The following is a 25,651-nucleotide window of genomic DNA, read 5'->3' on the forward strand; positions in this document are numbered from 1 at the left end:
TCAACGCAGCGAATGACGCGAAATCACCCCCTGACGCGGCATGGCACCGAAATCGCGTGATACCGCTTCGAATCCCCTCAAATTGGCACAGTTCGTGCTTGAAGGAGGCGCAAGCGGGGCTCACAACCCGTCTTTTTGGCAGTGGAGGCCACTTTTTACATGAAAAAGATCGAAGCGATCATCAAGCCGTTCAAGCTAGACGAAGTGAAGGAAGCGCTTCAGGAGGCCGGGCTGCAAGGCATAACCGTTACGGAGGCCAAGGGTTTTGGCCGCCAGAAGGGCCATACCGAACTCTATCGCGGCGCCGAATATGTCGTCGATTTTCTGCCCAAGGTGAAAATCGAAGTCGTGCTCGGTGACGACGCGGTAGAAGGCGCGATCGAAGCCATCCGCAAGGCCGCCCAGACCGGCCGCATCGGCGACGGCAAGATCTTCGTCTCCAACATCGAGGAAGTCGTGCGCATCCGCACCGGCGAAACAGGGATGGACGCGGTCTGAGGTTTCTGATTTCAGATCATCTCCTCGAAACGTCATCAGACAGGGAAACATGACATGACGACAGCCAAAGACATCATGAAGCAGATCAAGGACAACGACGTGAAATTCGTTGACCTGCGCTTCACAGATCCGAAGGGCAAGCTGCAGCACGTGACGATGGATGTCGTTGAGGTCGAGGAAGACATGTTTGCCGACGGCGTCATGTTCGACGGATCCTCGATCGCCGGCTGGAAGGCGATCAACGAGTCCGACATGGTGCTGATGCCCGACACCGAGACGGTGCATATGGACCCGTTCTTCGCCCAGTCGACCATGGTCATCCTGTGCGACATCCTCGATCCGATTTCCGGAGAGTCCTACAACCGCGACCCGCGCGGCACCGCCAAGAAGGCCGAAGCCTACATGAAGGCGGAAGGCATCGGCGATCAGATCTTCGTCGGCCCGGAAGCCGAGTTCTTCGTCTTTGACGACGTCAAGTACAAGGCCGACCCGTACAACACCGGCTTCAAGCTAGACTCCACCGAATTGCCGTCCAACGACGACACCGACTATGAGACCGGCAACCTCGGTCACCGTCCGCGTATCAAGGGCGGCTATTTCCCGGTGCCGCCGATCGATTCGGCGCAGGACATGCGCTCGGAGATGCTGACGGTGCTCGCCGAAATGGGCGTGCGGGTCGAAAAGCATCACCACGAAGTCGCCGCTGCCCAGCACGAACTCGGCATCAAGTTCGACACGCTGGTCCGCAACGCCGACAAGATGCTGATCTACAAGTACGTCGTGCACCAGGTCGCCAATGCCTATGGCAAGACGGCCACCTTCATGCCGAAGCCGGTCTTCGGCGACAACGGCTCGGGCATGCACGTCCACCAGTCGATCTGGAAGGGCGGCAAGCCGACCTTCGCCGGCAATGAATATGCCGGCCTCTCTGAGAGCTGCCTGTTTTACATCGGCGGCATCATCAAGCACGCCAAAGCGATCAACGCCTTCACCAACCCGCTGACCAACTCCTACAAGCGCTTGGTGCCCGGCTATGAAGCGCCGGTGCTGCTCGCCTATTCGGCTCGCAACCGCTCTGCCTCCTGCCGTATCCCGTTCGGCTCGTCGCCGAAGGCTAAGCGCGTCGAGGTCCGCTTCCCCGATCCGGGCGCGAACCCCTACCTCGCCTTTGCCGCCATGCTGATGGCCGGCCTCGACGGCATCAAGAACAAGATCCATCCCGGCCAGCCGATGGACAAGGATCTCTACGACCTGCCGCCGAAGGAACTGAAGAAGATCCCGACCGTCTGCGGCTCGCTGCGCGAGGCGCTGCAGAGCCTCGACAAGGACCGCGGCTTCCTGAAGGCCGGCGGCGTGTTCGACGACGATCAGATCGACAGCTACATCGAGCTCAAGATGGCCGAAGTGATGCGCTTCGAAATGACCCCGCATCCGGTCGAGTACGACATGTATTATTCGGTCTGATCGGACGAATAAGAGACAACAAAAACCCCCGCCGGAGCGATCCGGCGGGGGTTTTCTTTGCACCGTCATCCCGGCAAGAGCTGGCATGACAAGAAGTTGGTCACGGCGCAGACGCGGGCGTCCACGCCATGACGAATGCTCAGGCGGCGGCCTTTTTCTCCGCCGTGTTCACGCTGGCGATCGTCTTCAGGATTTGCGAAGCGATCTGGTAGGGGTCGCCCTGCGAGTTCGGGCGGCGATCTTCCAGATATCCCTTGTAGCCATTGTTGACGAAGGAATGCGGCACGCGGATCGAGGCGCCGCGATCGGCGATGCCATAGCTGAACTTGTTCCAAGGCGCGGTCTCATGCTTGCCGGTCAGACGCTTGTCGTTATCCGGGCCGTAGACGGCGATGTGGTCCATCAGGTTCTTGTCGAAGGCAGCCATCAGCGCTTCGAAATAGGCCTTGCCGCCGACTTCGCGCATATAGGCGGTCGAGAAGTTGGCATGCATGCCGGAACCGTTCCAGTCGGTGTCGCCGAGCGGCTTGCAGTGGTATTCGATGTCGATGCCGTATTTCTCGGTGAGGCGCTGCATCAGGTAGCGGGCCATCCACATCTGGTCGGCGGCCTTCTTGGAGCCCTTGCCAAAGATCTGGAATTCCCACTGTCCCTTGGCCACCTCGGCGTTGATGCCTTCATGGTTGATGCCGGCGGCAAGGCAAAGGTCGAGATGCTCCTCGACGATCTGCCTGGCGACGCCGCCGACGTTGCTGTAGCCGACGCCAGTGTAGTACGGGCCCTGAGGCGCCGGGTATCCACTTTCGGGGAAACCGAGCGGGCGGCCATCCTTGTAGAAGAAATACTCCTGCTCGAAGCCGAACCAGGCGCCCTCGTCATCGAGGATGGTGGCGCGCTTGTTGGAAACATGCGGCGTCACACCGTCCGGCATCATGACTTCGCATATGACGAGCACGCCATTGGTGCGCGCGGGATCCGGATAGATGGCGACCGGCTTCAGCACGCAGTCAGACGAGTGGCCTTCAGCCTGCATGGTCGAAGAACCGTCGAAGCCCCACAGAGGAAGCTGGTCGAGCGTCGGGAACTCGGCATATTCCTTGATCTGCGTCTTTCCGCGAAGGTTGGGAACCGGGGTGTATCCATCGAGCCAAATGTACTCGAGCTTGTATTTCGTCATTCTAGCCTCTCGTTGCTTTGATCACCGAACCCTGGACGGCGCCGGCGTGCCAGCCACCCTGCAGCCGACCTGCCGAATTATTAAAAAGCAATTCGTGTGCCATTCTCGCCGGCAAAGGATGCGACAAAACTGACGTCGCACCCAACAAACTCGTCGTGCCGCCACCGCAATGCGCCCGGATCAATCACAAGCATACTTCGCCTAAATAATAGGCATTTACTGTTCTTTTTGTAATCATATTGCCTAACTCGATTGCATAACCTATCTTCAGGAAAGATTGAATCGGCAAGGCTCTGCAGAAGAAAGGAGACCGACAATGGAAATCACTCCTACCCGTCAGTCGGCCAAAATCCTGATGTTCCCGATGGCAGCACGCGCTTCTGCCTCAAATTTAAGCGGAAAGGCTAAGTTCGCGGCAGAACTTGCTTCATTGCGCAACCGTACGGATTTCGGAAGCGGCTGGTACCACGAAGCGGCCATCGATGAAGAGAAACAGGACCGGAAGAGCTAGGGCGTGTACTCATAAGTCGAGGTTCGTGAGCGAGCTCAACTCATGTCCGCTATCCTGCGTATTGCAGACTCAAACCGGACATCGCCTCAAGTCCGAAATGTCCCATCAGCGGAAGTGGATGCTGCTGTGTTTCACTGCATCCGCTTCATCGGCGGCGCAGTCCACTTGCCTTTCAGGGCTTCGTCCTTCGGCCAATAGAGCCGCATGACAGAAAAGAATGGCCCCTTTGGTGCGGGTAACCAGTTTGCTTCTTTGTCCGGGCCGGGCGGGTCGTTTTGGACATAGAAGGTGAGGCCACCATCGGCATCACGCTTGAACTGCGGGAGCATCGGCGAGTTAAGCAGGTATCGGTTGAGCGGATTGGCTGAGAGCAGGCTCGCAGGCAGTTCATACATTGTCAGCGACCAGAAGGCGTTGACGGGCGGCAACTGGCCCGGCGCAAAGCGGACAGTGTAACGATTGGACCCGTCCAGTTTCTGCTTGTCGCCATCCACGAGATACAAGGGATACATAGCCTCCTGCTTGGAGTTGCCATAGATGCCAACCACGGCAGCGGCCATCCGGTAGAGGTAGTTGTTCTTCAAATATTCCCGAGTACCGAAGGTGTCGCCGCTGGTCACTTCTCCCGCATCCATCCGTCTTTGCAATTGGGCCATAGCCTGCCAAGCGTCGGCCGTACCCTGTTCAATCGCTGTTTTCATTCTGGCCCAAGATTATTGGCGTTGAAGGTCTTTCCTGCACCGATACCAATCTTGGCGAACCGTGCCATCAGGTTTTTCTCGGACGGATGCGTAGGGCAGAACTGCAAGATGAAGTTCAGAATATTGTAAAATTCGAGCGAAGTTTTCTGCGTATCAGGCGTCAGCGGCTGAATGAAATCAATCGCTGGTGCGGTCTTGGGTGCAGTCTGGCCGAGGAAGGCCGACAACGTTTGAACTTTGTAGCCCGCTTGGATTTTCTTCACGTTGTCGATGTCGCTGGGGTTGAGAAGTTGCGTTCGGTACGGAGCCAGCACCAATTCCGTCTCGGCGCGGATTACCTTCCTCACGCCCTTCGGCGTCGAACCTTTCCAACTCGGACCAGCGATGAGAAAGCTGCCGCCATCGTTGCCGGTGGTGCGGCTGCCGATGTAGTCGAAGTTGAAAGTGTATGCGTCAATAAGCTGGATGCTGAAATACCGGCTTTTCTCGATCTGCGGTACGGTAAGAACGATAGGCTCAGTGCGGAGGTCCATTCCGAGGAAAGAGTATGGCGTGTCCGAGTTAGGCGTCTGCACCGCTTTGTCCTCAGGCGTGAAAACGCGGGAAAAGTTGCGGAGCTGGTTCCAAGGTGCCTTGTATTCGGGGTTCTTGGTATCCACGAAGTAGGCGTGTTGAATGCGGTAGCTGTCCACCATCGGGAAGCCATAGATGTAGGCCTCCTTGGCTATAGCGCGGACCTCGGCGGGAGCGATGTCCGCTGCGCAGGCGGGGGTCATGAACGCCAACGCGCCCACCGAAGCGGTGACGATGAGCACTTGCCTGCGCGTGGTTTTCATGGCTGCGTTCTTTCGTTGACGATCTTGGTTCACGTCACTTTCGAGACGTTGGAGGACCTAACCCGCCCCTTTTAAAATGCCTAAATAAATGGCCGGGATCAATGGCCTAAAAGAACCGTCGCATGTCTCTTGTGGGTCATTCGCGTCGAGTTTGACATGTCTGCGGCATGTCCGCTATGCGGCCTATCTCAGACCTGCAAATTCGGTGTTGCGAACACCGAGATAGGCGTGATCCAAGCTCCCGAACCGGGGTCACGAATCATGAGATACGAACTCACGGACTTTGAGTGGACTGCCATCAGGCCGTTCCTTCCGAACAAGCCGCGCGGCGTGCCGAGGGTCAACGACCGACGTGTCCTCAACGGCATCTTCTGGATATTGCGGTCAGGCGCACCATGGCGCGATCTGCCGGAGAGCTTTGGGCCTTACACGACCTGCTACAACCGGTTCGTTCGTTGGCGGATGGCTGGCATCTGGGACTTGATCATGGAGGCCCTCACCGAAACCCATGATGGCTCCGTCCAGATGATCGATACTTCCATTGTCCGCGTTCATCAGCACGGCGGTTGCGCGGGAGGGGCCGAAACAAGGCTGATGGGCCGGTCGAGAGGTGGGCTAACTACTAAAATACATGCTTGCGTCGATACCAACGGAATGCCCGTTCGCCTTGAACTGACCACCGGCGAGGCCCATGATAACCGGCTCGTCACTGAGCTGCTGTCTGATCTAAAATCAGGCGCGATGTTGCTTGCTGATCGAGGATACGATGCGGACTGGATCAGAGCTTTCGCCGGTGAACACGGTGCATGGGCCAACATTCCTCCGAGACGAAATCGCAAAGACCCAATCTGTTTTAGCCCACATCTGTACCGGGCACGCAATTTGGTGGAGCGCTTCTTCAACAGGATCAAGCAATGCAGGCGCGTCGCTACCCGGTATGACAAACTCGCCGCAAACTACCTAGCCTTCATCAAGCTTGCAGCCATTCGGATTTGGCTCCGCGCTTATGAGTCCACGCCCTAATAGCCCTTCCTTCCGCATCGCTTTTGACAAATTGATAAGCCCGGCGCGATCACTCGCGCCGGGCTTTCAATTTTGCTGTCAGGCCCAAGGGTCAGGTCTTGGCGTGAAAGTCCGTGCCAACGTATCTGATGTAGATCGCGTCAACGACAGGCGATTGCGATCAGGCCTTAAGCGCCTCGAGCAGGCCGACGGCGGCCATCATGTCGCGCTTGCGGGCCGAGCGGCGCGTGACAGCTTCCGCGTCATGGCCCCAGTGCTCGGCCTGCCAGTCCTCGTCGACATGGCCGGCGGTCCAGGCGGCGTCGCCGTCAATCTCGCCGAAATCGACGGCCAGCGCCAGCAGGGCCGATCCCGTCAGCGACGTCATGACGTGGATGGCCGCCAGCCGCAGCGGGTCGGCGCGCTGGGCAAGATGAACACCAAGCACCGCGATGCTCTCGCGCGGCTGCTCGACATGGATCACCCCTTCGGCGAGGTGAAACCGGGCGCCGAGCGCGCTCCGCGCCCAGTCGATGATGGGATCCCAATGTTCGTTCTGCCGGTCGACCAGCCCTTGTGGGGTCTCGGCGCGATAGCAGAGCAGATCGGATGAGGCAAAGCGCAGGATGTCCTCCAGCACCGCTTGCGGGTCGCTGGCGACGCCATCGATGGCCGTATTGACCAGACGCATGACCGGCATCGCCACCGGGTCGATGGTCTCACCTTGCGCAGCGAATTCGTCGGCGACCAGAGCGGCCGCTTTTTCGGTCGGCAGCACCAGCAGCGCCTTGCCCGGCGTGCGAACCGGCTTGCCATCGAGATGAATGGCAAAACCATCTTCGGCCGGTGCGACCGAAACGGCTTTATAGAAGCGTTTCGGCAGGTGCGTCTTCATCTGGATCTGGGCGCGACGCACCGGATCCGGATCGGAAAGCTGCTTTCCCGCTTCGAGGTCGTTGAGAATATCGCGCATGCCGGAGCCTTTCATCCGGGAATCTGTTTTCGGGCCGGCCGGTTCACAATGATCAGGCCGGCTGCGATGAGGCCGAGTGCCAGAAAAATACGGACAGTCAACGGCTCGTTCAAGAAGATGGCGCCGCACAGCACACCGAACACCGGCGACAGGAAGGTGAAGCTCGACAGGCCCGATGCCGGATAGCGCCTGATCAGCCAGAACCACAGCACATAGGTGAAGGCAACGATGTAGACCGCCTGGAAAAGCAGGGCCAAGGTCGGCAAAGCGGCGAAGTCGCGGACGGGCGGCCCGGCGAAAGGCAGCACCAAGGCGCCGACCACGGCAGCGCCGGCCAGTTGGTAGAGCAGCAATTTCTCGGCGCTCGTTTCCGCCAATTTCGTCCGCTTGATGACGATGTAGGTCAAGGCCCAGAGAATGCCGGCGCCGAGGCTGAGCAGGTCACCGGTCAATGTCGCACCATTGTCGGCGCTCAACTGGTCGGAGAACACCGCAACCAATCCAGCGAATGCGAGAAGAAGGCCGACGAGCCGGCGCGCGGTGATGCGTTCGTTCAGCAGGAAATGCCCGCCGACCAGCACCCAGAACGGCATAGTGTTGACCAGCAAGGTATTGCGCGCGACGGTCGTCTGTTCGAGCCCGACATAGAGAAACAGGAACTCGAGACCAAAAAGCGCGCCTGCCAGAATACCGGCGACAAGCGTTCCGTCGCGGGCAAAAAGCACAATGCCGCGCCAGCGGCACCAGACGAGAACGCATAGCCCGCCAATGACCGACCGTGCGATCGACAGGAAAACGGGATCGTAGCCGGCGTAGGAGATTTTGGCGGCGACGTAGTTGAGCCCCCAGGAAAAGGTCAGCCCGACCATGATGGCGGCGGCGACAGCGTCAACGGAACTGCGGCGGTCCATTGCGGTTGCGGCGGTCATTGCTTGGACTGGCTTTCCAGCTTCGCGAGCAGCGCCTTCAGCACCTCGGTATTCTGCCTTACCGCTTCGGTGTTCTCACGGCCGATTTCGGCCATCACCCCCTGCCGGGTTGCAACGCGACGCATATAAGCGAACCAGACGACGAGAATCAGGATGAACGGCAACCAGTTCACCAACTGACGAACGAGCCACGCCTCATCCATGGGTTACTCCCTCGCTCATTTAGTCCTCCGCGCTTGCGTCGTCGAACCCGATCAGGTTCCAGCTCTGGCGCATATGCGGCGGCATCGGTGCGGTGACGTCGATAAAACCCTTGTCGGGATGCGGGATGACGATGCGGCGCGCATGCAAATGCAAGCGGTTCTGCATGCCGCCGGGGAAATCCCAATTGGTGTCGGCCTCGAAATATTTGGGATCGCCGATGATCGGGCAGCCGATGTGAGCCGCGTGGACGCGAAGCTGGTGGGTGCGGCCGGTATAGGGTTCCATTTCCAGCCAGGACAAGGTCTGCGCCGCCTGCTCGACAATCCGGTAGTAGGACACGGCATGATCGGCGCCCTTTTCGCCATGCTTGGCGACACGCACGCGGTCGCCGTCCGGTGTCGGCTCCTTGATCAGCCAGGTCGAGATCTTGTCCTCGCGCTTCGGCGGTACGCCCTTGACCAGCGCCCAATAAGTCTTCTTGGTCTCACGCGCCCGGAACGCCTCGGCGAGCTTCATCGCGGCGAGCCTGGTGCGAGCGACGACCAGCACGCCTGACGTGTCGCGGTCGAGCCGGTGCACCAGACGCGGTTTCTCGCCCTTCTGGTTGCGCCAGGCTTCCAGCATGTCGTCGACGTTGCGGGTGACGCCCGAGCCGCCTTGGACGGCAAGGCCAGCCGGCTTGTTGAAGACAAACACTTTCGGATCTTCATGGATCAGCATCTTGGCCAGAACGTCTGCGTCGCCCTGGTTACGGATGGAGTGGCCGGTGAGCGGGCTCTCGCCCTTCTTGTCCACTTCGAGCGGCGGGACACGGACCATCTGGCCCGGCTCGACGCGGGTATCGGCTTTCACCCTGCCGCCATCGACACGGATCTGGCCGGAGCGCAGCAGTTTTTGCAGATGGCCGAAGCCAAGGCCCGGGAAATGGGTCTTGAACCAGCGGTCGAGCCGCATGCCCGCCTCGCCGGCCTCCACCGTGATCTGTTCTACACCTGCCATGGTCTCGCTTTACCCGTTTCCAGCGCATGGCCTGAAAATCGAACCCGATTTTCTCTGGGGGATCATGCGCAAAATCAAAATGCTACGGCGTCCTTTGCGCGTCCTAAGGGACGCGCGGTGCTGTAAGCGGGGGCAATAGCATTAAGGCAGGCTTCTTGCGAGCCAAAGACCCAGAAACAGGGCAATGATCGCGCCAATCAGGCTGGCAAGCGCATATCCGAACGCCGGCAGCGTCGCGCCACGCTCCCACAGCGTCGCAAAATCGAGCGAAAAGGCGGAGAAAGTGGTGAAACCGCCGAGGATGCCGGTGGCAACGAACAGCCGAAGTTCGCTTGATCCACCGTAGCGCCGCGCCAGGGTCGCGATGAACAGGCCCATGGCAAAAGAGCCGACGATGTTGATCGCCATCGTGCCCCAGGGAAAACTCGGGCCGACAAGACGCAGCGCAACGAAATTGACGATGTGGCGAAGCCCGGCACCAATAGCGCCGCCGGCGGCAACGAGGAGGAGATTGACCATATCGCTCTACTGCCCCTGCAGGACGGCTCGGTCAATCCCTGTTGCTCAGGGTCCGGCGCAGTCCCGAGCAGAACCGTGCGAGGCTACTTTTCCCGCTCGCTTCTCAGCTTCGCCCAATAGTCCAGCCGCTTCCTGATATCGCGTTCGAAGCCGCGCTCCGGCGGATCATAGAATATGTGGCGGCCCATCTTTTCCGGAAAATAATCCTGTCCGGAAAAAGCGTCCGGCTCATCATGGTCATAACGGTAGCCCGCGCCGTAATCCTCTTCTTTCATCAGCTTGGTCGGCGCGTTGAGGATGTGTTTGGGCGGCAACAGCGATCCGAACTCCTTCGCCGCCCGCGTGGCAGCCTTGAAGGCGGTGTAGACGGCATTGGATTTCGGCGCGCTGGCAAGATAGACGGTGGCCTCGGCGAAGGCGAGTTCGCCCTCTGGCGAGCCCAGATAGTCGTAGGCATCCTTGGCGGCATTGGCGATGACCAGCGCCTGGGGGTCGGCCAGCCCGATATCCTCCATCGCCATGCGCACCAGCCGGCGGCCGAGGTAGAGCGGATCCTCGCCGGCGTCGAACATGCGGGCGAGATAATAGAGGGCGGCATCCGGGTCGGAACCGCGCACCGATTTGTGCAGCGCCGAGATCAGATTGTAGTGGCCGTCCTGGCCCTTATCATAGATTGGCGCGCGGCGCTGGACGATGCGCTGCAGGCCTTCGGCGCCGAACACCTCCTCCGACTTGGCGGCGCGCCAAACCTCTTCGGCCAGCGTCAGCGCCGCACGGCCATCGCCATCGCTCATGCGAATGAGCACCGCCCTCGCCTCGTCGTCGAGCGGCAGCGCCCTGCCCTCGGTCTCCTCCGCCCTGGCCAGCAGCTTGGCGATGCTGTCCTCATTGAGCGAATGGAAGACCAGCACGCGGGCGCGGGACAACAGCGCGGCATTCAGCTCGAAGGAAGGGTTCTCGGTGGTAGCGCCAACCAGCACGACGGTGCCGTCTTCCATGACAGGTAGAAAACTGTCCTGCTGGGCGCGGTTGAAGCGATGGATCTCGTCGACGAAAAGCAGCGTCTGGCGGCCGTTGGTGCGGCGCAGCTTCGCCGCCTCGAACACTTTCTTCAGGTCGGCGACACCGGAAAACACCGCCGATATCTGTTCGAATGCAAGACTGGTCTCGCCGGCAAGCAGCCGCGCGACCGTCGTCTTGCCCGTCCCAGGCGGCCCCCAGAAGATCATCGAGCCGAGCGAGCCCGAGCCGATCAGCCGCGTCAGTGCGCCGTCTGGTCCGGTCAGATGCTCCTGGCCAACGACCTCGCCAAGGTTCTTCGGGCGCAGTCGGTCGGCCAGCGGCCTGCCGGGCGGCGTCTTTTCCGGTTCGTCGACACTGAACAGATCGGCCATGCACTTCTTTTCGTTGGAGCGCGATCTCGTCCGGCGGATCGAGGCTCGGGCTCAGTAACGCAACACCTGGCGTAGTATCTGCCCGCCGCGCTCGACGGTAAAGCGCCACCAGCGCGTCTCCTGCATGGCTGCCTGTTCCAGGGTCGCGGCGGTATCGATGGTCAAGCCATTGACCTCGCGAACGATGTCGCCCGGTTGGAAACCGAAACCGGCTGCGGGCGAACCGCGATTGATGTCGACCACGGTAACGCCCTTGGCATCGGTGCGCATGCCGAGCCGCTGAGCGAGCCGAGGCGACAGTTCAGCAACCTTGGCACCGGAAAACGGACTGCGACCACGCAGTGTCACTTCCGCAAGTTTTGCGCCTTCCGGCGCGCGTTCCAGCGCGATGTCCATCGTCGCTTGCTGGCCTTTGCTCAGGACGGCGAAGCTGGCATTGCTGCCGATCGACAGCGTCGCCATCCGGTAGTCCAGCGCCTCGATACTCTCGACCGGCGTGCCGTTGAGCGACAGGACGACGTCACCGGGTTTGAGCCCCGCCGTGGCCGCCGGCCCTGTTTCTTCGACGGACGAGACCAGCGCCCCGGTTGGTGTCTCCAGGCCGAGCGATTCCGCGATTTGCGGCGTCACGCGCTCGAATTCGGCGCCGATATAGGGGCGTTCGAAGAAGTCGCGCCCGGCCTTGGCCGCATCGGCAAAGGCGCGAACCATGTTGGAGGGGATAGCAAAGCCGATGCCGATAGAGCCGCCGCTGCGGCTATAGATCGCCGTGTTGATGCCGACCAGTTGGCCACCCATGTTGATCAGCGCACCGCCCGAGTTGCCGGGGTTGATCGCGGCGTCGGTCTGGATGAAGAAACTGGAATCGGAAACGCCGATGTGGCTGCGGGCAACCGCCGAAATGATGCCGCTGGTGGTGGTTTGGCCGACACCGAAGGGATTGCCGATGGCCAGCACCAGGTCGCCAACCTCGAGCGCGTCGGAATCGCCGATGGCGACGACCGGAAATGGCTTGTCGGCCGAGATCTTGAGCACGGCGAGATCGAGCGTCTCGTCCTTGAGCAGCACCTTGCTGTCGAACTCACGCCCGTCCGCTGTGGCGACCTTGACCTGGTCGGCGTCCTTGATGACGTGGAAATTGGTTACCACAATGCCGGTCGGATCGACCAGCACGCCGGAGCCGAGCGATGACTGCGCACGCGGCTGCGAACGGCCGAAGAACTCTTCGAAAAACGGATCGCCGTCGAAGGGCGATCTCACCCTGGCCGTTTGCGAGGCATAGACATTGACCACGGCCGGCGCCGTCTGTTTGACCAGCGGCGCGAAAGACAGTTGCACCTCCTCGCGGCCGAACGGCACACGTTTGTCTGGACCGGAGGTTTCATTTTCGCCTTCGGCGCCGCGTAGCATGTCGGTCAGCACATCGGACAGACCGGGATCGGCCTTCGTGTCCTGCGCCAGCGCCTGCCTGGTCGCCGGCACGACTGCCAGCGCCATCAAGGCGCAAAGTAGAACAAGAGACAGCCGTTTGACACGCATTCCGAATCCTCCAGGTCGGGCGCCATTGTCCCGACGATTGTGCAAAATGAAAGGCTAAGGCGATGAAATCGAATTATTTTGGACGGTAAAGGGCATGAGCTGAGCCAAGAGATCGCCGCAAATGCTTCCTCCTGGTTTCCGGAATACAAAAAGGGGCCCGCAGGCCCCTTTGAACTCCTTCAGCAAACCGAAGCCTATGCGGCTGCGGCTTCCTCGTCAGTGCCTTCGGCCTCGATGCGGGCACGGTCGCCTGCGCCCTTGGCCGAGGTGTCGCGATCGACGAACTCGATGACCGCCATGGCGGCATTGTCACCGTGGCGGAAGCCCGCCTTCATGATACGCAGATAGCCGCCGTTGCGGGTAGCGTAGCGCGGCGCGATCGTATCGAACAGGCGCTTGACGACGCCTTCGTTGCCGATCTGGGCAATCACCTGGCGGCGGGCATGCAGATCGCCGCGCTTGCCGAGCGTCACCAGCTTCTCGACGATCGGACGCAAATCCTTCGCCTTCGGCAATGTGGTGAGGATCTGCTCATGCTCGATGAGCGACACGGCAAGATTGGCAAACATCGACTTACGGTGGCTGATGCTGCGGGCGAACCGGCGGCCTTTAAATCCGTGGCGCATGGCTCTTCTCCTGGTGTTGTGGGCGGTTGGCCCGGCTGTTTCGTTTTGTGAATGGTCAATAGTGAATGGTGAATGGAAGGGCTCTATCTCTCCGAAGTCGCCGACCGGCGACCATTCACCATTCTCAATTCACCGGTCAGTATTGATCTTCGTAACGCTTGGCGAGGTCTTCGATGTTTTCCGGCGGCCAATCCGGCACTTCCATGCCGAGGTGCAGGCCCATCGCCGCCAGGACTTCCTTGATCTCGTTCAGCGACTTGCGGCCGAAGTTCGGGGTGCGCAGCATCTCGGCTTCGGTCTTCTGGATCAGGTCGCCGATGTAGACGATGTTGTCGTTCTTCAGGCAGTTGGCCGAACGCACCGAGAGCTCGAGTTCGTCGACCTTCTTGAGCAGCGCCGGGTTGAAGGCAAGTTCGGTCACCTGCTCGGCGGCGACTTCCTTCTGCGGCTCGTCGAAATTGACGAACAGGCCAAGCTGGTCCTGCAGGATGCGGGCAGCGAAAGCCACCGCGTCCTCGCCCGAGATCGAACCGTCGGTGTCGATCGTCATGGTCAGCTTATCATAGTCGAGAACCTGACCCTCGCGGGTGTTCTCGACCTTGTAGGAGACCTTCTTGACCGGAGAGTAGAGGCTGTCGACCGGGATGAGGCCGATCGGCGCGTCTTCGGCGCGATTGCGCTCGGCCGGCACGTAGCCTTTACCGGTATCGACGGTGAATTCCATGCGGATTTCAGCGCCCTCGTCCAGCGTGCAGATAACGTGGTCGGGATTGAGGATCTCGACGTCGCCGACCGTCTGGATGTCGCCGGCAAGAACGGCACCCGGTCCCTGCTTGCGCACGACCATGCGCTTGGGGCCGTCGCCTTCCATGCGGATGGCAATTTCCTTGATGTTCAAGACAATGTCGGTCACGTCCTCGCGCACGCCGGCAATGGACGAGAATTCATGCAGAACGCCGTCAATCTGCACGGCGGTCACAGCCGCGCCACGCAGCGAAGACAGAAGCACGCGACGCAGCGCGTTGCCGAGAGTGAGACCAAAGCCGCGTTCGAGCGGCTCGGCGACCAGCGTGGTCAGCGTCTTCTTCTTCGAAGAAAACTCGATCTTGTTCGGCTTGATCAGTTCCTGCCAATTTTTCTGGATCATAATGCTTTCCTTCCGTTGACCCGCCACCATCCAATCGTGGCGGGCGACCTGGAATGCCGTGGAGGAACGCTACTGGCGTTCGCGCGGCGTTCGGTAATTTCCTAAAGCGCGTCGCGCTTTAGATCTTTGTTTTTATGCACGTCCTTACCCCAAAACCGCTGCGCAATTTTGGGCGACATGCCTTAGACGCGGCGCTTCTTGCGCGGGCGGCAGCCATTGTGCGGGATCGGTGTCACGTCACGGATCGAGGTGATGGTGAAACCGGCTGCCTGCAGCGCGCGCAGCGCCGATTCACGACCGGAGCCCGGTCCGCAGACTTCGACCTCGAGCATGCGCATGCCATGTTCCTGAGCCTTCTTCGCGACGTCTTCGGCAGCCATCTGCGCAGCGAACGGCGTCGACTTGCGAGATCCCTTGAAGCCCTGGGCTCCCGCCGACGACCAGGCAATCGAATTGCCCTGCGCATCGGTGATGGTGATCATCGTGTTGTTGAAGGTCGAGTTGACGTGGGCAACGCCCGACGAGATATTCTTGCGTTCGCGACGGCGAACACGTGTGGCTTCCTTGGCCATGATGGTCCTTTCAGTTGATCTCTACACCGCCGTAATGCCAGCGGCTCCACCTTTGAAAGCGAGTAGTGAGTAGCGAATAGTGAGTAGGCCCCCTACTCACTAGCAACTACTCGCTATTCGCTCACTTACTTCTTCTTGCCGGCGATCGACTTGGCCGGGCCCTTGCGGGTACGCGCATTGGTATGCGTGCGCTGACCGCGAACCGGCAGCGAGCGGCGATGACGCAGGCCGCGATAGCAGCCGAGGTCCATGAGCCGCTTGATGTTCATCGACACTTCGCGGCGCAGATCGCCCTCGACCTGATAGTCGCGGTCGATCGTCTCGCGGATCTGCAGCACTTCCGCGTCGGTCAATTGGTTGACGCGGCGCTCAGCCGGGATGCCGACCTTGTCGACGATCTCCTGGGCAAAGTTCTTGCCAATGCCGTGAATGTACTGAAGCGCAATGACGACGCGCTTGTTGGTCGGAATGTTGACGCCGGCTATACGAGCCATGTTCTTCTCTTCTCCATGTGGGCCGGACAAGCCGGCGCTATCAAAGTTGCCCCGCGTCCGGTGGAGGCCGGCCCTTGCGGGAGTTTCCAGTTCAAAGCGGCTGCCTTGCCCTTGCGGGCAAGCAAGCCTCATGCCTGATAGGAAGACGGGCCGCCATACCCCAGCGAACCGCTCCAGTCAAGCGCAATCGTTTATTTTCCGTTTGCCGCCGCTTGGGACGCTGCCGCGAGCACCGCTTCGATCTGTTGAGTCACCGCATCGATGTCGGTCATGCCGTCGACACCTCTCAGCTTGCCCTTGGCATAGTAGTAGCCGATCAGCGGCGACGTTTTCTTGTAGTACTCCCTCAGGCGCTCTTCGAACACCGCCGGATTGTCGTCTTTGCGCACCGGCTGACCCGCGGCCTTGGCCTCTTCGGCGCGCTTGACGATTCGGCCAACCAGCGCCTTGTCGTCGACGACGAGTTCGATGACGGCGTCGAGGGTAAGGCCGCGATCCGAGAGCATCGATTCAACGGCGTCCGCTTGCACCAGGGTTCGCGGATATCCATCAAGGATGAACCCCCCGGTGCAATCGGCCTGATCGATGCGCTCGGCTACGATCGCGTTGACGATGGCGTCGGAAACCAGTTCGCCAGCGTCCATCACCGCTTTGGCGCGCTTGCCAACTTCGGTGCCGGCCTGGACAGCAGCGCGCAGCATATCTCCCGTAGAGAGCTGGGGTATGCCGTATTTTTCTACCAGTCTTTGTGCCTGTGTTCCCTTGCCCGCCCCTGGCGGTCCAAGCAATATCAACCTCATCTGGCCTTTTTCCCCCCGCGCAGCTTCGACTTCTTGATCAGGCCCTCATACTGATGCGCGATCAGGTGACCCTGAATCTGCGCCACCGTATCGAGCGTTACACTGACCACGATCAGAAGCGATGTGCCACCGAGGTAGAATGGTACGCCAGTCGCTGAAATCAGGAACTCGGGCAGCAGACACACCAGCACCAGATAAATGGCGCCGACGACGGTGATGCGGGTGAGAACATAGTCGATGTAATCGGCGGTGCGCTCGCCCGGACGGTAGCCCGGAATGAAACCCGAATGCTTCTTGAGCTGGTCGGCGGTGTCCTTCGGGTTGAAGACGATCGCCGTATAGAAGAAGGCGAAAAACACGATCATCGTCGCATAGAACGCCATGTAGAGCGGCTGGCCGTGGCCGAGAGCCGCCAGGACGGTACTGGCCCAGGCAGGCATGTTGGTGGTCTGCGAGAAGCCTGCGACCGTTGCCGGCAGCAACAGCAGCGAAGAGGCGAAGATCGGCGGAATGACGCCGGCCGTGTTGAGCTTGAGCGGCAGGTGCGAGGTGTCGCCCTGGAACATGCGGTTGCCGACCTGGCGCTTCGGATACTGGATCAGCAAGCGCCGCTGGGCACGCTCGAAGAACACGATCAGCGCGATGACGACGACGGCAAGAACGATGATCGCCAGGATCAGGCCGGTCGACAGCGCGCCGGTGCGGCCCAGTTCCAGCGTACCGGAGATGGCTTGCGGCAGGCCGGCGACGATGCCGGAAAATATGATCAGCGAAATGCCGTTACCAATGCCGCGGGCGGTGATCTGCTCGCCGAGCCACATCAGGAACATGGTGCCGCCGACCAGCGTAATGACGGTCGAGATGCGGAAGAACATGCCGGGATCGCTGACGATGCCGTTGCCGCCTTCCAGGCCGACCGAAATGCCGTAGGCCTGGACCAGCGCCAAAAGCACGGTGCCGTAGCGCGTGTACTGGTTGATGACCTTGCGGCCCTGCTCGCCTTCCTTCTTCAGCGCTTCCAGCGACGGGATGACAGAGGTCATCAGCTGCATGATGATGGAAGCGGAGATATACGGCATGATGCCGAGGGCAAAGATCGCCATGCGCTCCACGGCGCCGCCGGCGAACATGTTGAACATGCCAAGCACGCCCTTGCTCTGCGAGGAGAAGGCCTGGGCGAAAGCGTCGGGATTGATGCCGGGCAGCGGAATGTAGGTGCCGAGGCGGTAGACGAGCAGCGCGCCGATGGTGAACCAGATGCGCTTCTTCAGGTCCTCCGCCTTGGCGAAGGCCGAGAAATTCAGATTCGAGGCTAGTTGTTCAGCAGCCGAAGCCATGCCTGATTCTCCGCTTGGTCACGCTCGATGGCCCGCACTCAGGCGGCGCGTGTCACCGAAGCTCACGAGATAAGCTCCGGACTGCAAACATGCAAGCGGCCGCGTTGACGCGGCCGCCATATTGGTCGGATCAAAACGCAATCGAAAGCGAAACGGATCCCACTCTTGCCGATCGCGCTTCAAATCGACGTTACTCGGCGGCTGCCTTTTCCGGAAGCTTCACCGAACCGCCGGCCTTTTCGATCTTCTCGATGGCAGCCTTGGAGGCGCCAGCCACGTCGAAGGCGAGCTTGGCCTTGATGTCGCCGTCAGAGAGGATGCGCACGCCGTCCTTGACGCGGCGGATGACGCCGGCAGCGACCAGCGCTTCGGCCGTCACGATCGTCTTGGCGTCAAGCTTCTTGGCGTCGAGCGCGGCCTGGATGCGGGCCAGCGACACGACCGTGAAGCTCTTGGCGAAGATGTTGTTGAAGCCGCGCTTCGGCAGGCGACGGTAGAGCGGCATCTGGCCGCCCTCGAAGCCGTTGACGGCAACGCCCGAGCGCGCCTTCTGACCCTTGACGCCGCGACCGGCGGTCTTGCCCGAGCCGGAGCCGATGCCACGGCCGAGGCGCTTCTTGGAATGCGTCGCGCCGTCCTTGTCACGCAGATCGTTGAGTTTCATCTGAGTTCTCCTGCGCTCTGGCTCAGCCCTCGTCCACGACGCGGACGAGATGCTGGACGGCAGCGATCATGCCGCGCACGGAGGGGGTGTCCTCCAGCGTGCGCTGCTTGTGCATCTTGTTGAGGCCGAGGCCGACCAGCGTCGCGCGCTGCTCCTTCGGCCGGCGGATCGGCGAACCGATCTGCTCGACGGTGATGGTCTTGGTTGCTTTCTTGGCCATGGTCAAAATCCCTGGTCAGATCGACTATTCTTCGGCCGCAACGGCGGTGCCGCGGCGGGCCTGAAGGGTCGAATACTTGATGCCGCGCGCAGCAGCCACATCCTTGGGATGCATCTGGCTCTTCAGCGCGTCGAACGTGGCGCGAACCATGTTGTATGGGTTCGACGAACCCATCGACTTGGCAACCACGTCGTGCATGCCGAGCGTCTCGAAGACGGCGCGCATCGGACCGCCGGCGATGATGCCGGTACCCTGCTTGGCAGCGCGCAGCAGAACGCGTCCGGCACCCCAGCGTCCCTCGACGTCGTGGTGCAGCGTGCGGCCAGAGCGCAGCGGCACGAAGATCATGTCGCGCTTGGCCGATTCGGTCGCCTTGCGGATCGCCTCTGGCACTTCGCGCGCCTTGCCATGACCGAAGCCGACGCGGCCCTTCTGGTCGCCGACGACGACGAGTGCTGCAAAGCCGAAGCGCCGGCCGCCCTTGACGACCTTGGCGACGCGGTTGATGTGGACGAGCTTGTCCACCATGCCATCGTCGCGCTCTTCGCGATCACGGCCGCGGCCGCCATCCCTACGTTCCTGTGCCATATCCTGTTCCTTGTTTTTTTCCGGAAGCACGGTTGATGATGATATCCGGCACCTCTGCGGGTTGCCGGGGGCGAAACTTTTTAGAAGCTCAAGCCACCTTCACGAGCAGCCTCGGCCAGCGCCTTGACGCGGCCGTGATAGATGTACGGTCCGCGGTCGAAGACGACTTCCTTGACGCCGGCCTTCGAAGCACGCTCGGCAATCAGCTTGCCGATTGCCACTGCCGCGGCAGTGTCGGCGCCGGTCTTGAGCGAACCCTTGAGGTCCTTCTCCAGCGTCGAGGCTGCAACGATGGTGTGGCCCTTGGCGTCGTCGATGACCTGGACGTAGATGTTCTTCGACGTGCGGTGGACCGACAGGCGCGGACGCTCGCCCGCGACCTTCTTGATCTGGCGGCGGACGCGCTGAGCGCGGCGTTGGGTGGATTCTTTCGAGCCCATGATATCAGTTCCTTGCCTTCAAAAAACGGGGGCAACCCTGTGCGGTAGGAGAGGCCTCCCGCGACCGCTCCCCGCGGCGTTGATTTGCAGTGAATGGTGAATGGAAAAACGGTGAATGGTAGAAACGAGGTGCCACCCGGCCCCCTGCTCTATCCTATTGCCATTTTACCATTCACCATTCACCATTGACGAAACTACTTCTTCTTGCCTTCCTTGCGGACGATCTTCTCGCCAGCGTAACGAACGCCCTTGCCCTTGTACGGCTCGGGACCGCGATATTCGCGGATCTCGGCAGCAACTTGGCCGACCTTCTGCTTGTCGATGCCGGTCACGGTGATTTCCGTCGGCTTCGGCACGGTGATCGTGATGTCCTGCGGCGTTTCGTAGACGACGTCATGGCTGAAGCCGAGCGCCAACTGCAGGTTCTTGCCCTGCATGGCGGCGCGATAGCCGACGCCAGTGATCTCGAGCTTCTTTTCGAAACCGTCCTTGACGCCCTGCAGGATGTTGACGATCTGCGTGCGCGACATGCCCCATTTGGAGCGGGCGGTCTTGGTCTGGTCGCGCGGCTGGACAGCGATCTCGCTACCTTCCATCTTGACCAGAACTTCGTCGTTCACCACGAACTTCAGCTCACCCTTGGGGCCCTTCGCCGTGACGGTCTGGCCGTCGACGGTCGCGGTCACGCCCTGCGGCAGCGAAACGGGTTTCTTTCCAATACGAGACATTTTGTTGTCCTCGTCACTTCTCTTGTTTCAGGTCAGCCAGATCAGAAGATCTGGCAGAGGATTTCCCCGCCGACATTCTGTTCACGCGCTTCGTGGTCGGCCATCACGCCCTTCGGTGTCGAAAGGATGGCGATGCCGAGACCGTTGGCGACGTGCGGGATCGACTTGGCCGAAACGTAAACGCGACGACCCGGCTTCGAGACGCGGGCGATTTCGCGCACGACCGGCGCGCCGTCGAAATACTTCAGCTCGATCTCGATTTCGGACTTGCCGTTGTCGAAGTCGGTCTGGCTGTAGTCGCGGATATAGCCTTCCGCCTTCAGCACGTCGAGGACGCGGGTACGCAGGCGCGAGGCCGGCGTCGAAACGCTCGACTTCTTGCGGCCATAGGCGTTGCGGATGCGGGTCAGCATATCGCCGAGAGGATCGCTCAATGACATGTTATGTCCTCCTTACCAGCTCGACTTGACCAGGCCCGGAATCTGGCCGTTGTTGCCGAGATCACGAAGCGCGATGCGCGATACTTTGAGCTTGCGATAGTAGGCACGCGGACGTCCGGTGACTTCGCAGCGGTTGCGGATGCGGATCTTGGCCGAGTTGCGCGGCAGTGCCGCAAGCTTCAGCTGAGCGCGAAAGCGCTCTTCCATCGGCTTGGACTGATCCATGATGATCGCCTTGAGGGCCTTACGCTTGGCAGCGTACTGGTCCACAAGCTTGCGGCGCCTGTTGTTCTTCTCGACTGAGCTGGTCTTTGCCATTTCAGATTTTTCCTTTTCTCGCTGCCGTTACTGGCGGAAGGGGAAGTTGAAGGCCTTGAGCAATGCCCTGGCTTCGTCGTCCGTCTTCGCAGTCGTACAAACGATGACGTCCATGCCCCAGATCTGATCAACCTTGTCGTAGTTGATCTCCGGGAACACGATGTGTTCCTTGATGCCCATGGCATAGTTGCCACGGCCATCGAAGCTCTTCGGATTGAGCCCGCGGAAGTCGCGGACGCGCGGCAGCGCGATGTTCACGAGGCGGTCGAGGAACTCGTACATGCGTTCCTTGCGCAGCGTGACCTTGGCGCCGATCGGCATCTTTTCGCGGACCTTGAAGCCGGCGATCGAATTGCGGGCGTGGGTGACGACGGCCTTCTGGCCCGCGATCATCGCAAGATCCTCGGCCGCGATCGAAGGCTTCTTCGAATCGCCGGTCGCTTCGCCGACGCCCATGTTCAGCACGATCTTGTCGATGCGCGGAACCTGCATCTCGTTCTCGTAGCCGAACTGCTCCTGCAGCGCCTTGCGAATGGTCTCGTTGTAGACCTGCTTGAGGCGCGGCGTGTTCTGGGCAGTCGCCTGCTTGGTTTGAGACTTAGCCATTGATGACTTCTCCCGAGCGCTTGGCGACGCGCACCTTCTTGCCGTCCTTCTGGAAGATGAAACCGACGCGGGTCGGCTTGCCATCCTTGGGGTCGGCCAGCGCGATGTTCGACAGCTGGATCGGCGCTTCCTTGGTGATGATCCCGCCCTCTTGGGACTGGGACTGCTTCTGGTGACGACGGATCATGTTGACGCCGCGCACCAGCGCGGTGTCTTCCTTCGGCTGTACCGAGAGGACTTCGCCCGAACGGCCCTTGTCCTTGCCGGCCAGCACGACGACCTTGTCGCCTTTTCTAATCTTCTGCATTGGTCCGGCTCCTTACAGCACTTCAGGCGCGAGCGAGATGATCTTCATGTGGTTCTTGGCGCGGAGTTCGCGCGGAACCGGTCCGAAGATACGCGTGCCGATCGGCTCTTTCTTGTTGTCGACGAGAACGGCCGCGTTCTTGTCGAAACGGATCACGCTGCCGTCCGGGCGGCGGATGTCCTTGGCCGTGCGAACCACGACCGCCTTCATCACATCGCCCTTCTTGACGCGGCCGCGCGGGATGGCTTCCTTGATCGACACCACGATGATGTCGCCCACGGAAGCGTATTTCCGCTTCGAGCCGCCCAGCACCTTGATGCACATGACACGACGGGCGCCGGAATTATCCGCGACGTCGAGGTTTGTTTGCATCTGAATCATGACTGGCCGCCTTCTTCTCTTCTAACGGGACGGGTTCTTAACCCTTCCCCGGTCTGTCCAAAATTCGTTTCGTTCGCCCTGATCAGGCCTGGTCCGAAGACACTACGGTCCAGCGCTTGTCCTTGGAAATCGGCTTCGATTCCTGGATGAACACCTGATCGCCGACCTTGTGGGCGTTGTTCTCGTCGTGCGCCTTGTACTTCTTGGTCATGCGCACGGTCTTCTTCATCACGGGATGCGTGAAGCGCCGTTCGACCTTGACGACAACCGTCTTCTCGTTCTTGTCGCTGACGACGGTGCCCTGCAGAATGCGCTTTGGCATGGTTTTCGTCCTTAAGCCTTCTTAGCCGCGGATTTTTCCGCAGCGATGGTCTTGATACGCGCAATGTCCTTACGGACCTGCCTCACGCGCGCGGTCTTCTCGAGCTGGCCGGTGGCCTTCTGGAAGCGCAGGTTGAACTGCTCCTTCTTCAGGCTGGCCAGGTCGTCGGTCAGCTGGTCCTGGGTCTTGGTCCGGATGTCTTCGGCTTTCATGATCAGCCCGTCCTTATTCTGCGATGCGCTGTACGAAGCGCGTCCTGACCGAGAGCTTGGCCGCGCCGAGACGCAGCGCCTCACGGGCGGTTTCCTCATTGACGCCGTCGATCTCGAACATGATGCGGCCGGGCTTGACGCGCGCCGCCCAGTAATCGACCGCGCCCTTGCCCTTGCCCATGCGGACTTCAGTCGGCTTCGACGTAACCGGCACGTCCGGGAAGATACGGATCCAGACGCGGCCGGCGCGCTTCATCTCGCGGGTGATCGCGCGGCGGGCCGCCTCGATCTCACGCGCAGTGACGCGGTTCGGCTCAAGCGCCTTCAGCCCGAAACCGCCGAAATCCAGATTGGTGCCACCCTTGGCGGCACCGTGGATACGGCCCTTGAACTGCTTGCGGAACTTTGTGCGCTTTGGCTGCAGCATCGTTCTAACTCCAAATTCTCAACTGTCTCAGGCGTTTTCGCGACGGCGACCGCGTTCGCGCTCACCACCACCACCGCCATGCGCATGATCGCCCTCGGTCGCGCGGCGCTCCGAAGCCATCGGGTCGTGCTCGAGGATTTCGCCCTTGAACACCCAGACCTTGACGCCGCAGATGCCGTAGGCGGTATGCGCCTCGGCTGTGCCGTAGTCGACGTCGGCGCGCAGCGTATGCAGCGGCACGCGACCTTCGCGATACCATTCCATGCGCGCGATCTCGGCGCCGCCGAGACGACCTGCGCAGTTGATGCGGATGCCTTCGGCACCGAGACGCATCGCCGACTGCACGGCGCGCTTCATGGCGCGGCGGAACGCGATGCGGCGCTCGAGCTGCTGGGCGATCGACTGGGCGACCAGCGTCGCGTCGATCTCGGGCTTACGCACTTCGACGATGTTCAAATGCGTCTCGGACTTCGTCATCTCCATCAGCTTCTTGCGAAGCTTCTCGATGTCGGCGCCCTTCTTGCCAATGATCAGGCCCGGACGCGCCGCATGGATGGTGACGCGGCACTTCTTGTGCGGGCGCTCGATCACGACCTTCGAGATCGCAGCCTGCTTGAGTTCCTTCTCAAGATACTTGCGGATCTTGATGTCCTCATGCAGCAGCTTGCCGTACTCGCCGGTATTCGCGAACCAGCGCGAATCCCAGGTACGGTTGATGCCGAGACGCAGACCGATCGGATTGATTTTCTGGCCCATTATGCGGCCTCCACTTTTTCTTCGACTTCACGAACGACGATCGTGAGGTGCGAGAACGGCTTCTCGATACGGCTGGCGCGACCACGGCCACGGGCATGGAACCGCTTCATGACGATCGACTTGCCGACATAGGCTTCCGCCACGATCAGCGCATCGACATCGAGGTCGTGGTTGTTTTCGGCGTTGGCGATCGCCGATTCCAGCGTCTTCTTGACCGTGCCGGAAATCCGCTTGGCCGAGAATTCGAGATCGGAAAGCGCTGTCGCGACCTTCTTGCCGCGGATCAGCGCGGCAACCAGGTTCAGCTTCTGCGGGCTGATACGGATCGTGCGCAACACGGCGCGCGCTTCGTTATCAGCAAGCCTGCGCGGAGCTTTGGCCTTGCCCATGATTATTTCCTCTTCGCCTTCTTATCCGCGCCGTGACCGTAATAGGTCCGGGTCGGAGCGAATTCACCGAACTTGTGGCCGACCATGTCCTCGTTCACCGAGACGGGAACGTGCTTCTGGCCGTTGTAGACACCGAAGGTGAAGCCGACGAACTGCGGCAGGATGGTGGAGCGACGGCTCCACATCTTGATCACCTCATTGCGACCACCTTCACGAACCTTGTCCACCTTCTTGAGAAGGTAGCCGTCGATGAAGGGGCCTTTCCAAATCGAACGAGTCACTTGGCGTTACCTCTTCTTAGCTCTTGCGCTGATGGCGCGAGCGCAGGATGAACTTGTCGGTCGCCTTGTTGGACCGCGTCTTCTTGCCCTTGGTCGGCTTGCCCCAGGGCGAAACCGGATGGCGACCACCCGAGGTGCGGCCTTCGCCGCCGCCATGCGGATGGTCGACCGGGTTCATGGTCACGCCGCGGTTGTGCGGACGTTTTCCCCGCCACACCGTGCGGCCTGCCTTGCCGTCATTGATATTGCCATGGTCCGGGTTGGACACGGCGCCGACAGTGGCCATGCACGAGCCGTGGACGACACGCTGCTCGCCTGAGTTCAGGCGCAGGATCGCCATGCCCTGGTCACGGCCGACGAGCTGGGCATAACCGCCAGCCGAACGGGCAACCTGGGCGCCCTTGCCCGGCTTCAGCTCGATGTTGTGGACGATCGTGCCGACCGGCATCGAGGCCAACGGCATCGCATTGCCCGGCTTCACGTCGACCGCTTCGCCGGCCACGATCTTGTCACCGGCAGCGAGGCGCTGCGGGGCGATGATGTAGGACAGCTCGCCATCGTCATACTTGATCAGCGCGATAAAGGCGCTGCGGTTCGGATCGTACTCAATACGCTCGACCGTGCCGACAACGTCGAACTTGCGGCGCTTGAAGTCGATGATGCGGTACGTACGCTTGTGACCGCCGCCGATGAAGCGGGCCGTGATGCGGCCGTAATTGTTGCGGCCGCCCGACTTGGTCAGACCTTCGGTCAAGCCTTTGACGGGCTTGCCCTTGTAGAGGCCCGAGCGATCGACGATGACCAGCTGGCGGGTGCTCGGCGTTATCGGGTTGAATTTTTTCAGTGCCAT

Annotated in this window: 35 protein-coding genes and 1 pseudogene; 4 read left to right on the forward strand and 32 right to left on the reverse strand. The window is 60.8% G+C overall.

Features of this window, described 5'->3' with window-relative positions; genetic code table 11:
* Nucleotides 1–159: 159 nt before the first annotated feature.
* On the forward strand, nt 160–498 hold the full coding sequence (locus NKH73_RS08780; RefSeq protein ID WP_006205430.1) for a P-II family nitrogen regulator: 339 nt from the start codon (nt 160–162) through the stop codon (nt 496–498).
* Nucleotides 499–552: 54 nt separating this feature from the next.
* Complete coding sequence (glnA, locus tag NKH73_RS08785; protein ID WP_292406131.1) at nt 553–1,962, forward strand: type I glutamate--ammonia ligase; 1,410 nt, start codon at nt 553–555, stop codon at nt 1,960–1,962.
* Nucleotides 1,963–2,101: 139 nt separating this feature from the next.
* On the opposite strand, the gene NKH73_RS08790 is transcribed toward glnA, so the two are convergent.
* Nucleotides 2,102–3,139 carry a glutamine synthetase beta-grasp domain-containing protein gene (locus tag NKH73_RS08790; protein ID WP_352930389.1) on the reverse strand — a complete coding sequence of 346 codons (1,038 nt, stop codon included), beginning with the start codon at nt 3,137–3,139 and terminating at the stop codon, nt 2,102–2,104.
* A gap of 316 nt (nt 3,140–3,455) precedes the next feature.
* Between NKH73_RS08790 and NKH73_RS08795 the strand changes: the two genes are divergently transcribed.
* Nucleotides 3,456–3,650: a DUF2735 domain-containing protein gene (locus tag NKH73_RS08795; RefSeq protein ID WP_352930391.1), complete on the forward strand. Its 195-nt coding sequence runs from the start codon at nt 3,456–3,458 to the stop codon at nt 3,648–3,650.
* Nucleotides 3,651–3,781: 131 nt separating this feature from the next.
* Here NKH73_RS08795 and NKH73_RS08800 read toward each other — a convergent pair.
* Nucleotides 3,782–5,187: pseudogene (locus NKH73_RS08800) on the reverse strand (DUF1254 domain-containing protein).
* 261 nt (nt 5,188–5,448) lie between these two features.
* Here NKH73_RS08800 and NKH73_RS08805 point away from each other — a divergent pair.
* Entirely contained in the window at nt 5,449–6,210 is a 762-nt protein-coding gene (locus NKH73_RS08805) for an IS5 family transposase (RefSeq protein WP_352930393.1), read from the forward strand.
* A gap of 160 nt (nt 6,211–6,370) precedes the next feature.
* On the opposite strand, the gene NKH73_RS08810 is transcribed toward NKH73_RS08805, so the two are convergent.
* From NKH73_RS08810 to rplB, 30 genes are all read right to left on the reverse strand, one after another.
* On the reverse strand, nt 6,371–7,162 hold the full coding sequence (locus NKH73_RS08810; RefSeq protein WP_352930395.1) for an ATP12 family chaperone protein: 792 nt from the start codon (nt 7,160–7,162) through the stop codon (nt 6,371–6,373).
* Nucleotides 7,163–7,173: 11 nt separating this feature from the next.
* Nucleotides 7,174–8,091: a DMT family transporter gene (locus NKH73_RS08815; protein ID WP_352930397.1), complete on the reverse strand. Its 918-nt coding sequence runs from the start codon at nt 8,089–8,091 to the stop codon at nt 7,174–7,176.
* Entirely contained in the window at nt 8,088–8,294 is a 207-nt protein-coding gene (locus NKH73_RS08820; RefSeq protein WP_095488575.1) for a hypothetical protein, read from the reverse strand. The genes NKH73_RS08815 and NKH73_RS08820 overlap by 4 nt, the downstream gene beginning before the upstream one ends.
* Nucleotides 8,295–8,313: 19 nt before the next feature.
* Nucleotides 8,314–9,294, reverse strand: a complete 981-nt coding sequence (locus tag NKH73_RS08825) for an RluA family pseudouridine synthase (RefSeq protein ID WP_352930400.1) — start codon at nt 9,292–9,294, stop codon at nt 8,314–8,316.
* A gap of 141 nt (nt 9,295–9,435) precedes the next feature.
* Nucleotides 9,436–9,813 carry a fluoride efflux transporter CrcB gene (crcB, locus tag NKH73_RS08830; RefSeq protein ID WP_352930402.1) on the reverse strand — a complete coding sequence of 126 codons (378 nt, stop codon included), beginning with the start codon at nt 9,811–9,813 and terminating at the stop codon, nt 9,436–9,438.
* Nucleotides 9,814–9,896: 83 nt separating this feature from the next.
* Nucleotides 9,897–11,207 (reverse strand): replication-associated recombination protein A, encoded by a 1,311-nt coding sequence (locus tag NKH73_RS08835; protein ID WP_352930404.1) that lies wholly within the window; start codon nt 11,205–11,207, stop codon nt 9,897–9,899.
* A gap of 51 nt (nt 11,208–11,258) precedes the next feature.
* Nucleotides 11,259–12,746 carry a DegQ family serine endoprotease gene (locus NKH73_RS08840; protein WP_352930406.1) on the reverse strand — a complete coding sequence of 496 codons (1,488 nt, stop codon included), beginning with the start codon at nt 12,744–12,746 and terminating at the stop codon, nt 11,259–11,261.
* Between the two features lie 194 nt (nt 12,747–12,940).
* Nucleotides 12,941–13,372 (reverse strand): 50S ribosomal protein L17, encoded by a 432-nt coding sequence (gene rplQ, locus NKH73_RS08845; protein WP_023799277.1) that lies wholly within the window; start codon nt 13,370–13,372, stop codon nt 12,941–12,943.
* Nucleotides 13,373–13,508: 136 nt separating this feature from the next.
* The gene (locus NKH73_RS08850; protein WP_006333400.1) at nt 13,509–14,519 is read right to left on the reverse strand and encodes a DNA-directed RNA polymerase subunit alpha; all 1,011 of its coding nucleotides are present in this window, start codon (nt 14,517–14,519) and stop codon (nt 13,509–13,511) included.
* A 182-nt stretch (nt 14,520–14,701) separates the two neighbouring features.
* Complete coding sequence (gene rpsK / locus NKH73_RS08855; RefSeq protein ID WP_023799279.1) at nt 14,702–15,091, reverse strand: 30S ribosomal protein S11; 390 nt, start codon at nt 15,089–15,091, stop codon at nt 14,702–14,704.
* A 125-nt stretch (nt 15,092–15,216) separates the two neighbouring features.
* Nucleotides 15,217–15,585 carry a 30S ribosomal protein S13 gene (rpsM, locus tag NKH73_RS08860; RefSeq protein ID WP_029352234.1) on the reverse strand — a complete coding sequence of 123 codons (369 nt, stop codon included), beginning with the start codon at nt 15,583–15,585 and terminating at the stop codon, nt 15,217–15,219.
* Between the two features lie 191 nt (nt 15,586–15,776).
* Nucleotides 15,777–16,385, reverse strand: coding sequence for an adenylate kinase (locus NKH73_RS08865; protein ID WP_352930409.1), 609 nt, complete (start codon nt 16,383–16,385; stop codon nt 15,777–15,779).
* Nucleotides 16,382–17,722 carry a preprotein translocase subunit SecY gene (gene secY, locus NKH73_RS08870; protein ID WP_352930411.1) on the reverse strand — a complete coding sequence of 447 codons (1,341 nt, stop codon included), beginning with the start codon at nt 17,720–17,722 and terminating at the stop codon, nt 16,382–16,384. Before secY ends, NKH73_RS08865 begins: the two co-directional genes overlap by 4 nt.
* 190 nt (nt 17,723–17,912) lie before the next feature.
* Nucleotides 17,913–18,386, reverse strand: coding sequence for a 50S ribosomal protein L15 (gene rplO / locus NKH73_RS08875; RefSeq protein WP_352930413.1), 474 nt, complete (start codon nt 18,384–18,386; stop codon nt 17,913–17,915).
* Nucleotides 18,387–18,408: 22 nt separating this feature from the next.
* Nucleotides 18,409–18,606, reverse strand: coding sequence for a 50S ribosomal protein L30 (gene rpmD / locus NKH73_RS08880; protein ID WP_006205449.1), 198 nt, complete (start codon nt 18,604–18,606; stop codon nt 18,409–18,411).
* Nucleotides 18,607–18,630: 24 nt separating this feature from the next.
* Nucleotides 18,631–19,194 carry a 30S ribosomal protein S5 gene (gene rpsE, locus NKH73_RS08885; RefSeq protein ID WP_006333394.1) on the reverse strand — a complete coding sequence of 188 codons (564 nt, stop codon included), beginning with the start codon at nt 19,192–19,194 and terminating at the stop codon, nt 18,631–18,633.
* A gap of 80 nt (nt 19,195–19,274) precedes the next feature.
* Nucleotides 19,275–19,634 carry a 50S ribosomal protein L18 gene (gene rplR / locus NKH73_RS08890; RefSeq protein ID WP_292405045.1) on the reverse strand — a complete coding sequence of 120 codons (360 nt, stop codon included), beginning with the start codon at nt 19,632–19,634 and terminating at the stop codon, nt 19,275–19,277.
* A gap of 194 nt (nt 19,635–19,828) precedes the next feature.
* Nucleotides 19,829–20,362 (reverse strand): 50S ribosomal protein L6, encoded by a 534-nt coding sequence (gene rplF / locus NKH73_RS08895; protein ID WP_023799285.1) that lies wholly within the window; start codon nt 20,360–20,362, stop codon nt 19,829–19,831.
* Between the two features lie 41 nt (nt 20,363–20,403).
* Nucleotides 20,404–20,802 (reverse strand): 30S ribosomal protein S8, encoded by a 399-nt coding sequence (gene rpsH, locus NKH73_RS08900; protein WP_006205453.1) that lies wholly within the window; start codon nt 20,800–20,802, stop codon nt 20,404–20,406.
* Between the two features lie 12 nt (nt 20,803–20,814).
* On the reverse strand, nt 20,815–21,120 hold the full coding sequence (gene rpsN, locus NKH73_RS08905; RefSeq protein WP_029352223.1) for a 30S ribosomal protein S14: 306 nt from the start codon (nt 21,118–21,120) through the stop codon (nt 20,815–20,817).
* A 27-nt stretch (nt 21,121–21,147) separates the two neighbouring features.
* The gene (gene rplE / locus NKH73_RS08910; protein WP_095488568.1) at nt 21,148–21,726 is read right to left on the reverse strand and encodes a 50S ribosomal protein L5; all 579 of its coding nucleotides are present in this window, start codon (nt 21,724–21,726) and stop codon (nt 21,148–21,150) included.
* Entirely contained in the window at nt 21,719–22,033 is a 315-nt protein-coding gene (gene rplX, locus NKH73_RS08915; RefSeq protein WP_013531428.1) for a 50S ribosomal protein L24, read from the reverse strand. The genes rplE and rplX overlap by 8 nt, the downstream gene beginning before the upstream one ends.
* Nucleotides 22,034–22,045: 12 nt before the next feature.
* Nucleotides 22,046–22,414, reverse strand: coding sequence for a 50S ribosomal protein L14 (rplN, locus tag NKH73_RS08920; protein ID WP_006205457.1), 369 nt, complete (start codon nt 22,412–22,414; stop codon nt 22,046–22,048).
* Between the two features lie 82 nt (nt 22,415–22,496).
* Entirely contained in the window at nt 22,497–22,736 is a 240-nt protein-coding gene (gene rpsQ / locus NKH73_RS08925) for a 30S ribosomal protein S17 (RefSeq protein WP_023799288.1), read from the reverse strand.
* 11 nt (nt 22,737–22,747) lie between these two features.
* Nucleotides 22,748–22,948, reverse strand: coding sequence for a 50S ribosomal protein L29 (rpmC, locus tag NKH73_RS08930; RefSeq protein ID WP_006205459.1), 201 nt, complete (start codon nt 22,946–22,948; stop codon nt 22,748–22,750).
* A 13-nt stretch (nt 22,949–22,961) separates the two neighbouring features.
* Nucleotides 22,962–23,375 carry a 50S ribosomal protein L16 gene (gene rplP / locus NKH73_RS08935; RefSeq protein WP_023799290.1) on the reverse strand — a complete coding sequence of 138 codons (414 nt, stop codon included), beginning with the start codon at nt 23,373–23,375 and terminating at the stop codon, nt 22,962–22,964.
* Nucleotides 23,376–23,402: 27 nt separating this feature from the next.
* Complete coding sequence (rpsC, locus tag NKH73_RS08940) at nt 23,403–24,131, reverse strand: 30S ribosomal protein S3 (protein WP_352930419.1); 729 nt, start codon at nt 24,129–24,131, stop codon at nt 23,403–23,405.
* Entirely contained in the window at nt 24,131–24,520 is a 390-nt protein-coding gene (gene rplV / locus NKH73_RS08945; protein ID WP_023799292.1) for a 50S ribosomal protein L22, read from the reverse strand. The genes rpsC and rplV overlap by 1 nt, the downstream gene beginning before the upstream one ends.
* A 2-nt stretch (nt 24,521–24,522) precedes the next feature.
* Entirely contained in the window at nt 24,523–24,801 is a 279-nt protein-coding gene (gene rpsS, locus NKH73_RS08950) for a 30S ribosomal protein S19 (protein ID WP_006205463.1), read from the reverse strand.
* Between the two features lie 16 nt (nt 24,802–24,817).
* Nucleotides 24,818–25,651: a 50S ribosomal protein L2 gene (rplB, locus tag NKH73_RS08955; protein WP_095488566.1), complete on the reverse strand. Its 834-nt coding sequence runs from the start codon at nt 25,649–25,651 to the stop codon at nt 24,818–24,820.

Source organism: Mesorhizobium sp. M0938, from assembly GCF_040319125.1.
GTDB lineage: Bacteria > Pseudomonadota > Alphaproteobacteria > Rhizobiales > Rhizobiaceae > Mesorhizobium > Mesorhizobium robiniae.

Bases quoted from the DNA above. Each gene is read 5' to 3' on its own strand.
- rplP (WP_023799290.1), bottom strand. From the start codon at position 23,375: ATGCTGCAGCCAAAGCGCACAAAGTTCCGCAAGCAGTTCAAGGGCCGT.
- rpsN (WP_029352223.1), bottom strand. From the start codon at position 21,120: ATGGCAAAGACCAGCTCAGTCGAGAAGAACAACAGGCGCCGCAAGCTT.
- rpsM (WP_029352234.1), bottom strand. From the start codon at position 15,585: ATGGCTCGTATAGCCGGCGTCAACATTCCGACCAACAAGCGCGTCGTC.
- rpsK (WP_023799279.1), bottom strand. From the start codon at position 15,091: ATGGCCAAGGAAGCCACACGTGTTCGCCGTCGCGAACGCAAGAATATC.
- rplN (WP_006205457.1), bottom strand. From the start codon at position 22,414: ATGATTCAGATGCAAACAAACCTCGACGTCGCGGATAATTCCGGCGCC.
- rpmC (WP_006205459.1), bottom strand. From the start codon at position 22,948: ATGAAAGCCGAAGACATCCGGACCAAGACCCAGGACCAGCTGACCGAC.
- secY (WP_352930411.1), bottom strand. From the start codon at position 17,722: ATGGCTTCGGCTGCTGAACAACTAGCCTCGAATCTGAATTTCTCGGCC.
- rpsC (WP_352930419.1), bottom strand. From the start codon at position 24,131: ATGGGCCAGAAAATCAATCCGATCGGTCTGCGTCTCGGCATCAACCGT.
- NKH73_RS08790 (WP_352930389.1), bottom strand. From the start codon at position 3,139: ATGACGAAATACAAGCTCGAGTACATTTGGCTCGATGGATACACCCCG.
- rplV (WP_023799292.1), bottom strand. From the start codon at position 24,520: ATGGGCAAGGCCAAAGCTCCGCGCAGGCTTGCTGATAACGAAGCGCGC.
- rplO (WP_352930413.1), bottom strand. From the start codon at position 18,386: ATGAAACTCAACGATCTGCGTGACAAGGACGGCGCGACGCATTCCAAG.
- rpsQ (WP_023799288.1), bottom strand. From the start codon at position 22,736: ATGCCAAAGCGCATTCTGCAGGGCACCGTCGTCAGCGACAAGAACGAG.
- NKH73_RS08820 (WP_095488575.1), bottom strand. From the start codon at position 8,294: ATGGATGAGGCGTGGCTCGTTCGTCAGTTGGTGAACTGGTTGCCGTTC.
- crcB (WP_352930402.1), bottom strand. From the start codon at position 9,813: ATGGTCAATCTCCTCCTCGTTGCCGCCGGCGGCGCTATTGGTGCCGGG.
- rplX (WP_013531428.1), bottom strand. From the start codon at position 22,033: ATGCAGAAGATTAGAAAAGGCGACAAGGTCGTCGTGCTGGCCGGCAAG.
- NKH73_RS08805 (WP_352930393.1), top strand. From the start codon at position 5,449: ATGAGATACGAACTCACGGACTTTGAGTGGACTGCCATCAGGCCGTTC.
- rpsH (WP_006205453.1), bottom strand. From the start codon at position 20,802: ATGTCATTGAGCGATCCTCTCGGCGATATGCTGACCCGCATCCGCAAC.
- NKH73_RS08780 (WP_006205430.1), top strand. From the start codon at position 160: ATGAAAAAGATCGAAGCGATCATCAAGCCGTTCAAGCTAGACGAAGTG.
- NKH73_RS08815 (WP_352930397.1), bottom strand. From the start codon at position 8,091: ATGACCGCCGCAACCGCAATGGACCGCCGCAGTTCCGTTGACGCTGTC.
- rplE (WP_095488568.1), bottom strand. From the start codon at position 21,726: ATGGCTAAGTCTCAAACCAAGCAGGCGACTGCCCAGAACACGCCGCGC.
- NKH73_RS08795 (WP_352930391.1), top strand. From the start codon at position 3,456: ATGGAAATCACTCCTACCCGTCAGTCGGCCAAAATCCTGATGTTCCCG.
- rplF (WP_023799285.1), bottom strand. From the start codon at position 20,362: ATGTCTCGTATTGGAAAGAAACCCGTTTCGCTGCCGCAGGGCGTGACC.
- NKH73_RS08840 (WP_352930406.1), bottom strand. From the start codon at position 12,746: ATGCGTGTCAAACGGCTGTCTCTTGTTCTACTTTGCGCCTTGATGGCG.
- NKH73_RS08835 (WP_352930404.1), bottom strand. From the start codon at position 11,207: ATGGCCGATCTGTTCAGTGTCGACGAACCGGAAAAGACGCCGCCCGGC.
- NKH73_RS08865 (WP_352930409.1), bottom strand. From the start codon at position 16,385: ATGAGGTTGATATTGCTTGGACCGCCAGGGGCGGGCAAGGGAACACAG.
- rpsE (WP_006333394.1), bottom strand. From the start codon at position 19,194: ATGGCACAGGAACGTAGGGATGGCGGCCGCGGCCGTGATCGCGAAGAG.
- glnA (WP_292406131.1), top strand. From the start codon at position 553: ATGACGACAGCCAAAGACATCATGAAGCAGATCAAGGACAACGACGTG.
- rplB (WP_095488566.1), bottom strand. From the start codon at position 25,651: ATGGCACTGAAAAAATTCAACCCGATAACGCCGAGCACCCGCCAGCTG.
- rplQ (WP_023799277.1), bottom strand. From the start codon at position 13,372: ATGCGCCACGGATTTAAAGGCCGCCGGTTCGCCCGCAGCATCAGCCAC.
- rplR (WP_292405045.1), bottom strand. From the start codon at position 19,634: ATGGGCTCGAAAGAATCCACCCAACGCCGCGCTCAGCGCGTCCGCCGC.
- NKH73_RS08850 (WP_006333400.1), bottom strand. From the start codon at position 14,519: ATGATCCAGAAAAATTGGCAGGAACTGATCAAGCCGAACAAGATCGAG.
- rpmD (WP_006205449.1), bottom strand. From the start codon at position 18,606: ATGGCCAAGAAAGCAACCAAGACCATCACCGTCGAGCAGATCGGTTCG.
- NKH73_RS08810 (WP_352930395.1), bottom strand. From the start codon at position 7,162: ATGCGCGATATTCTCAACGACCTCGAAGCGGGAAAGCAGCTTTCCGAT.
- NKH73_RS08825 (WP_352930400.1), bottom strand. From the start codon at position 9,294: ATGGCAGGTGTAGAACAGATCACGGTGGAGGCCGGCGAGGCGGGCATG.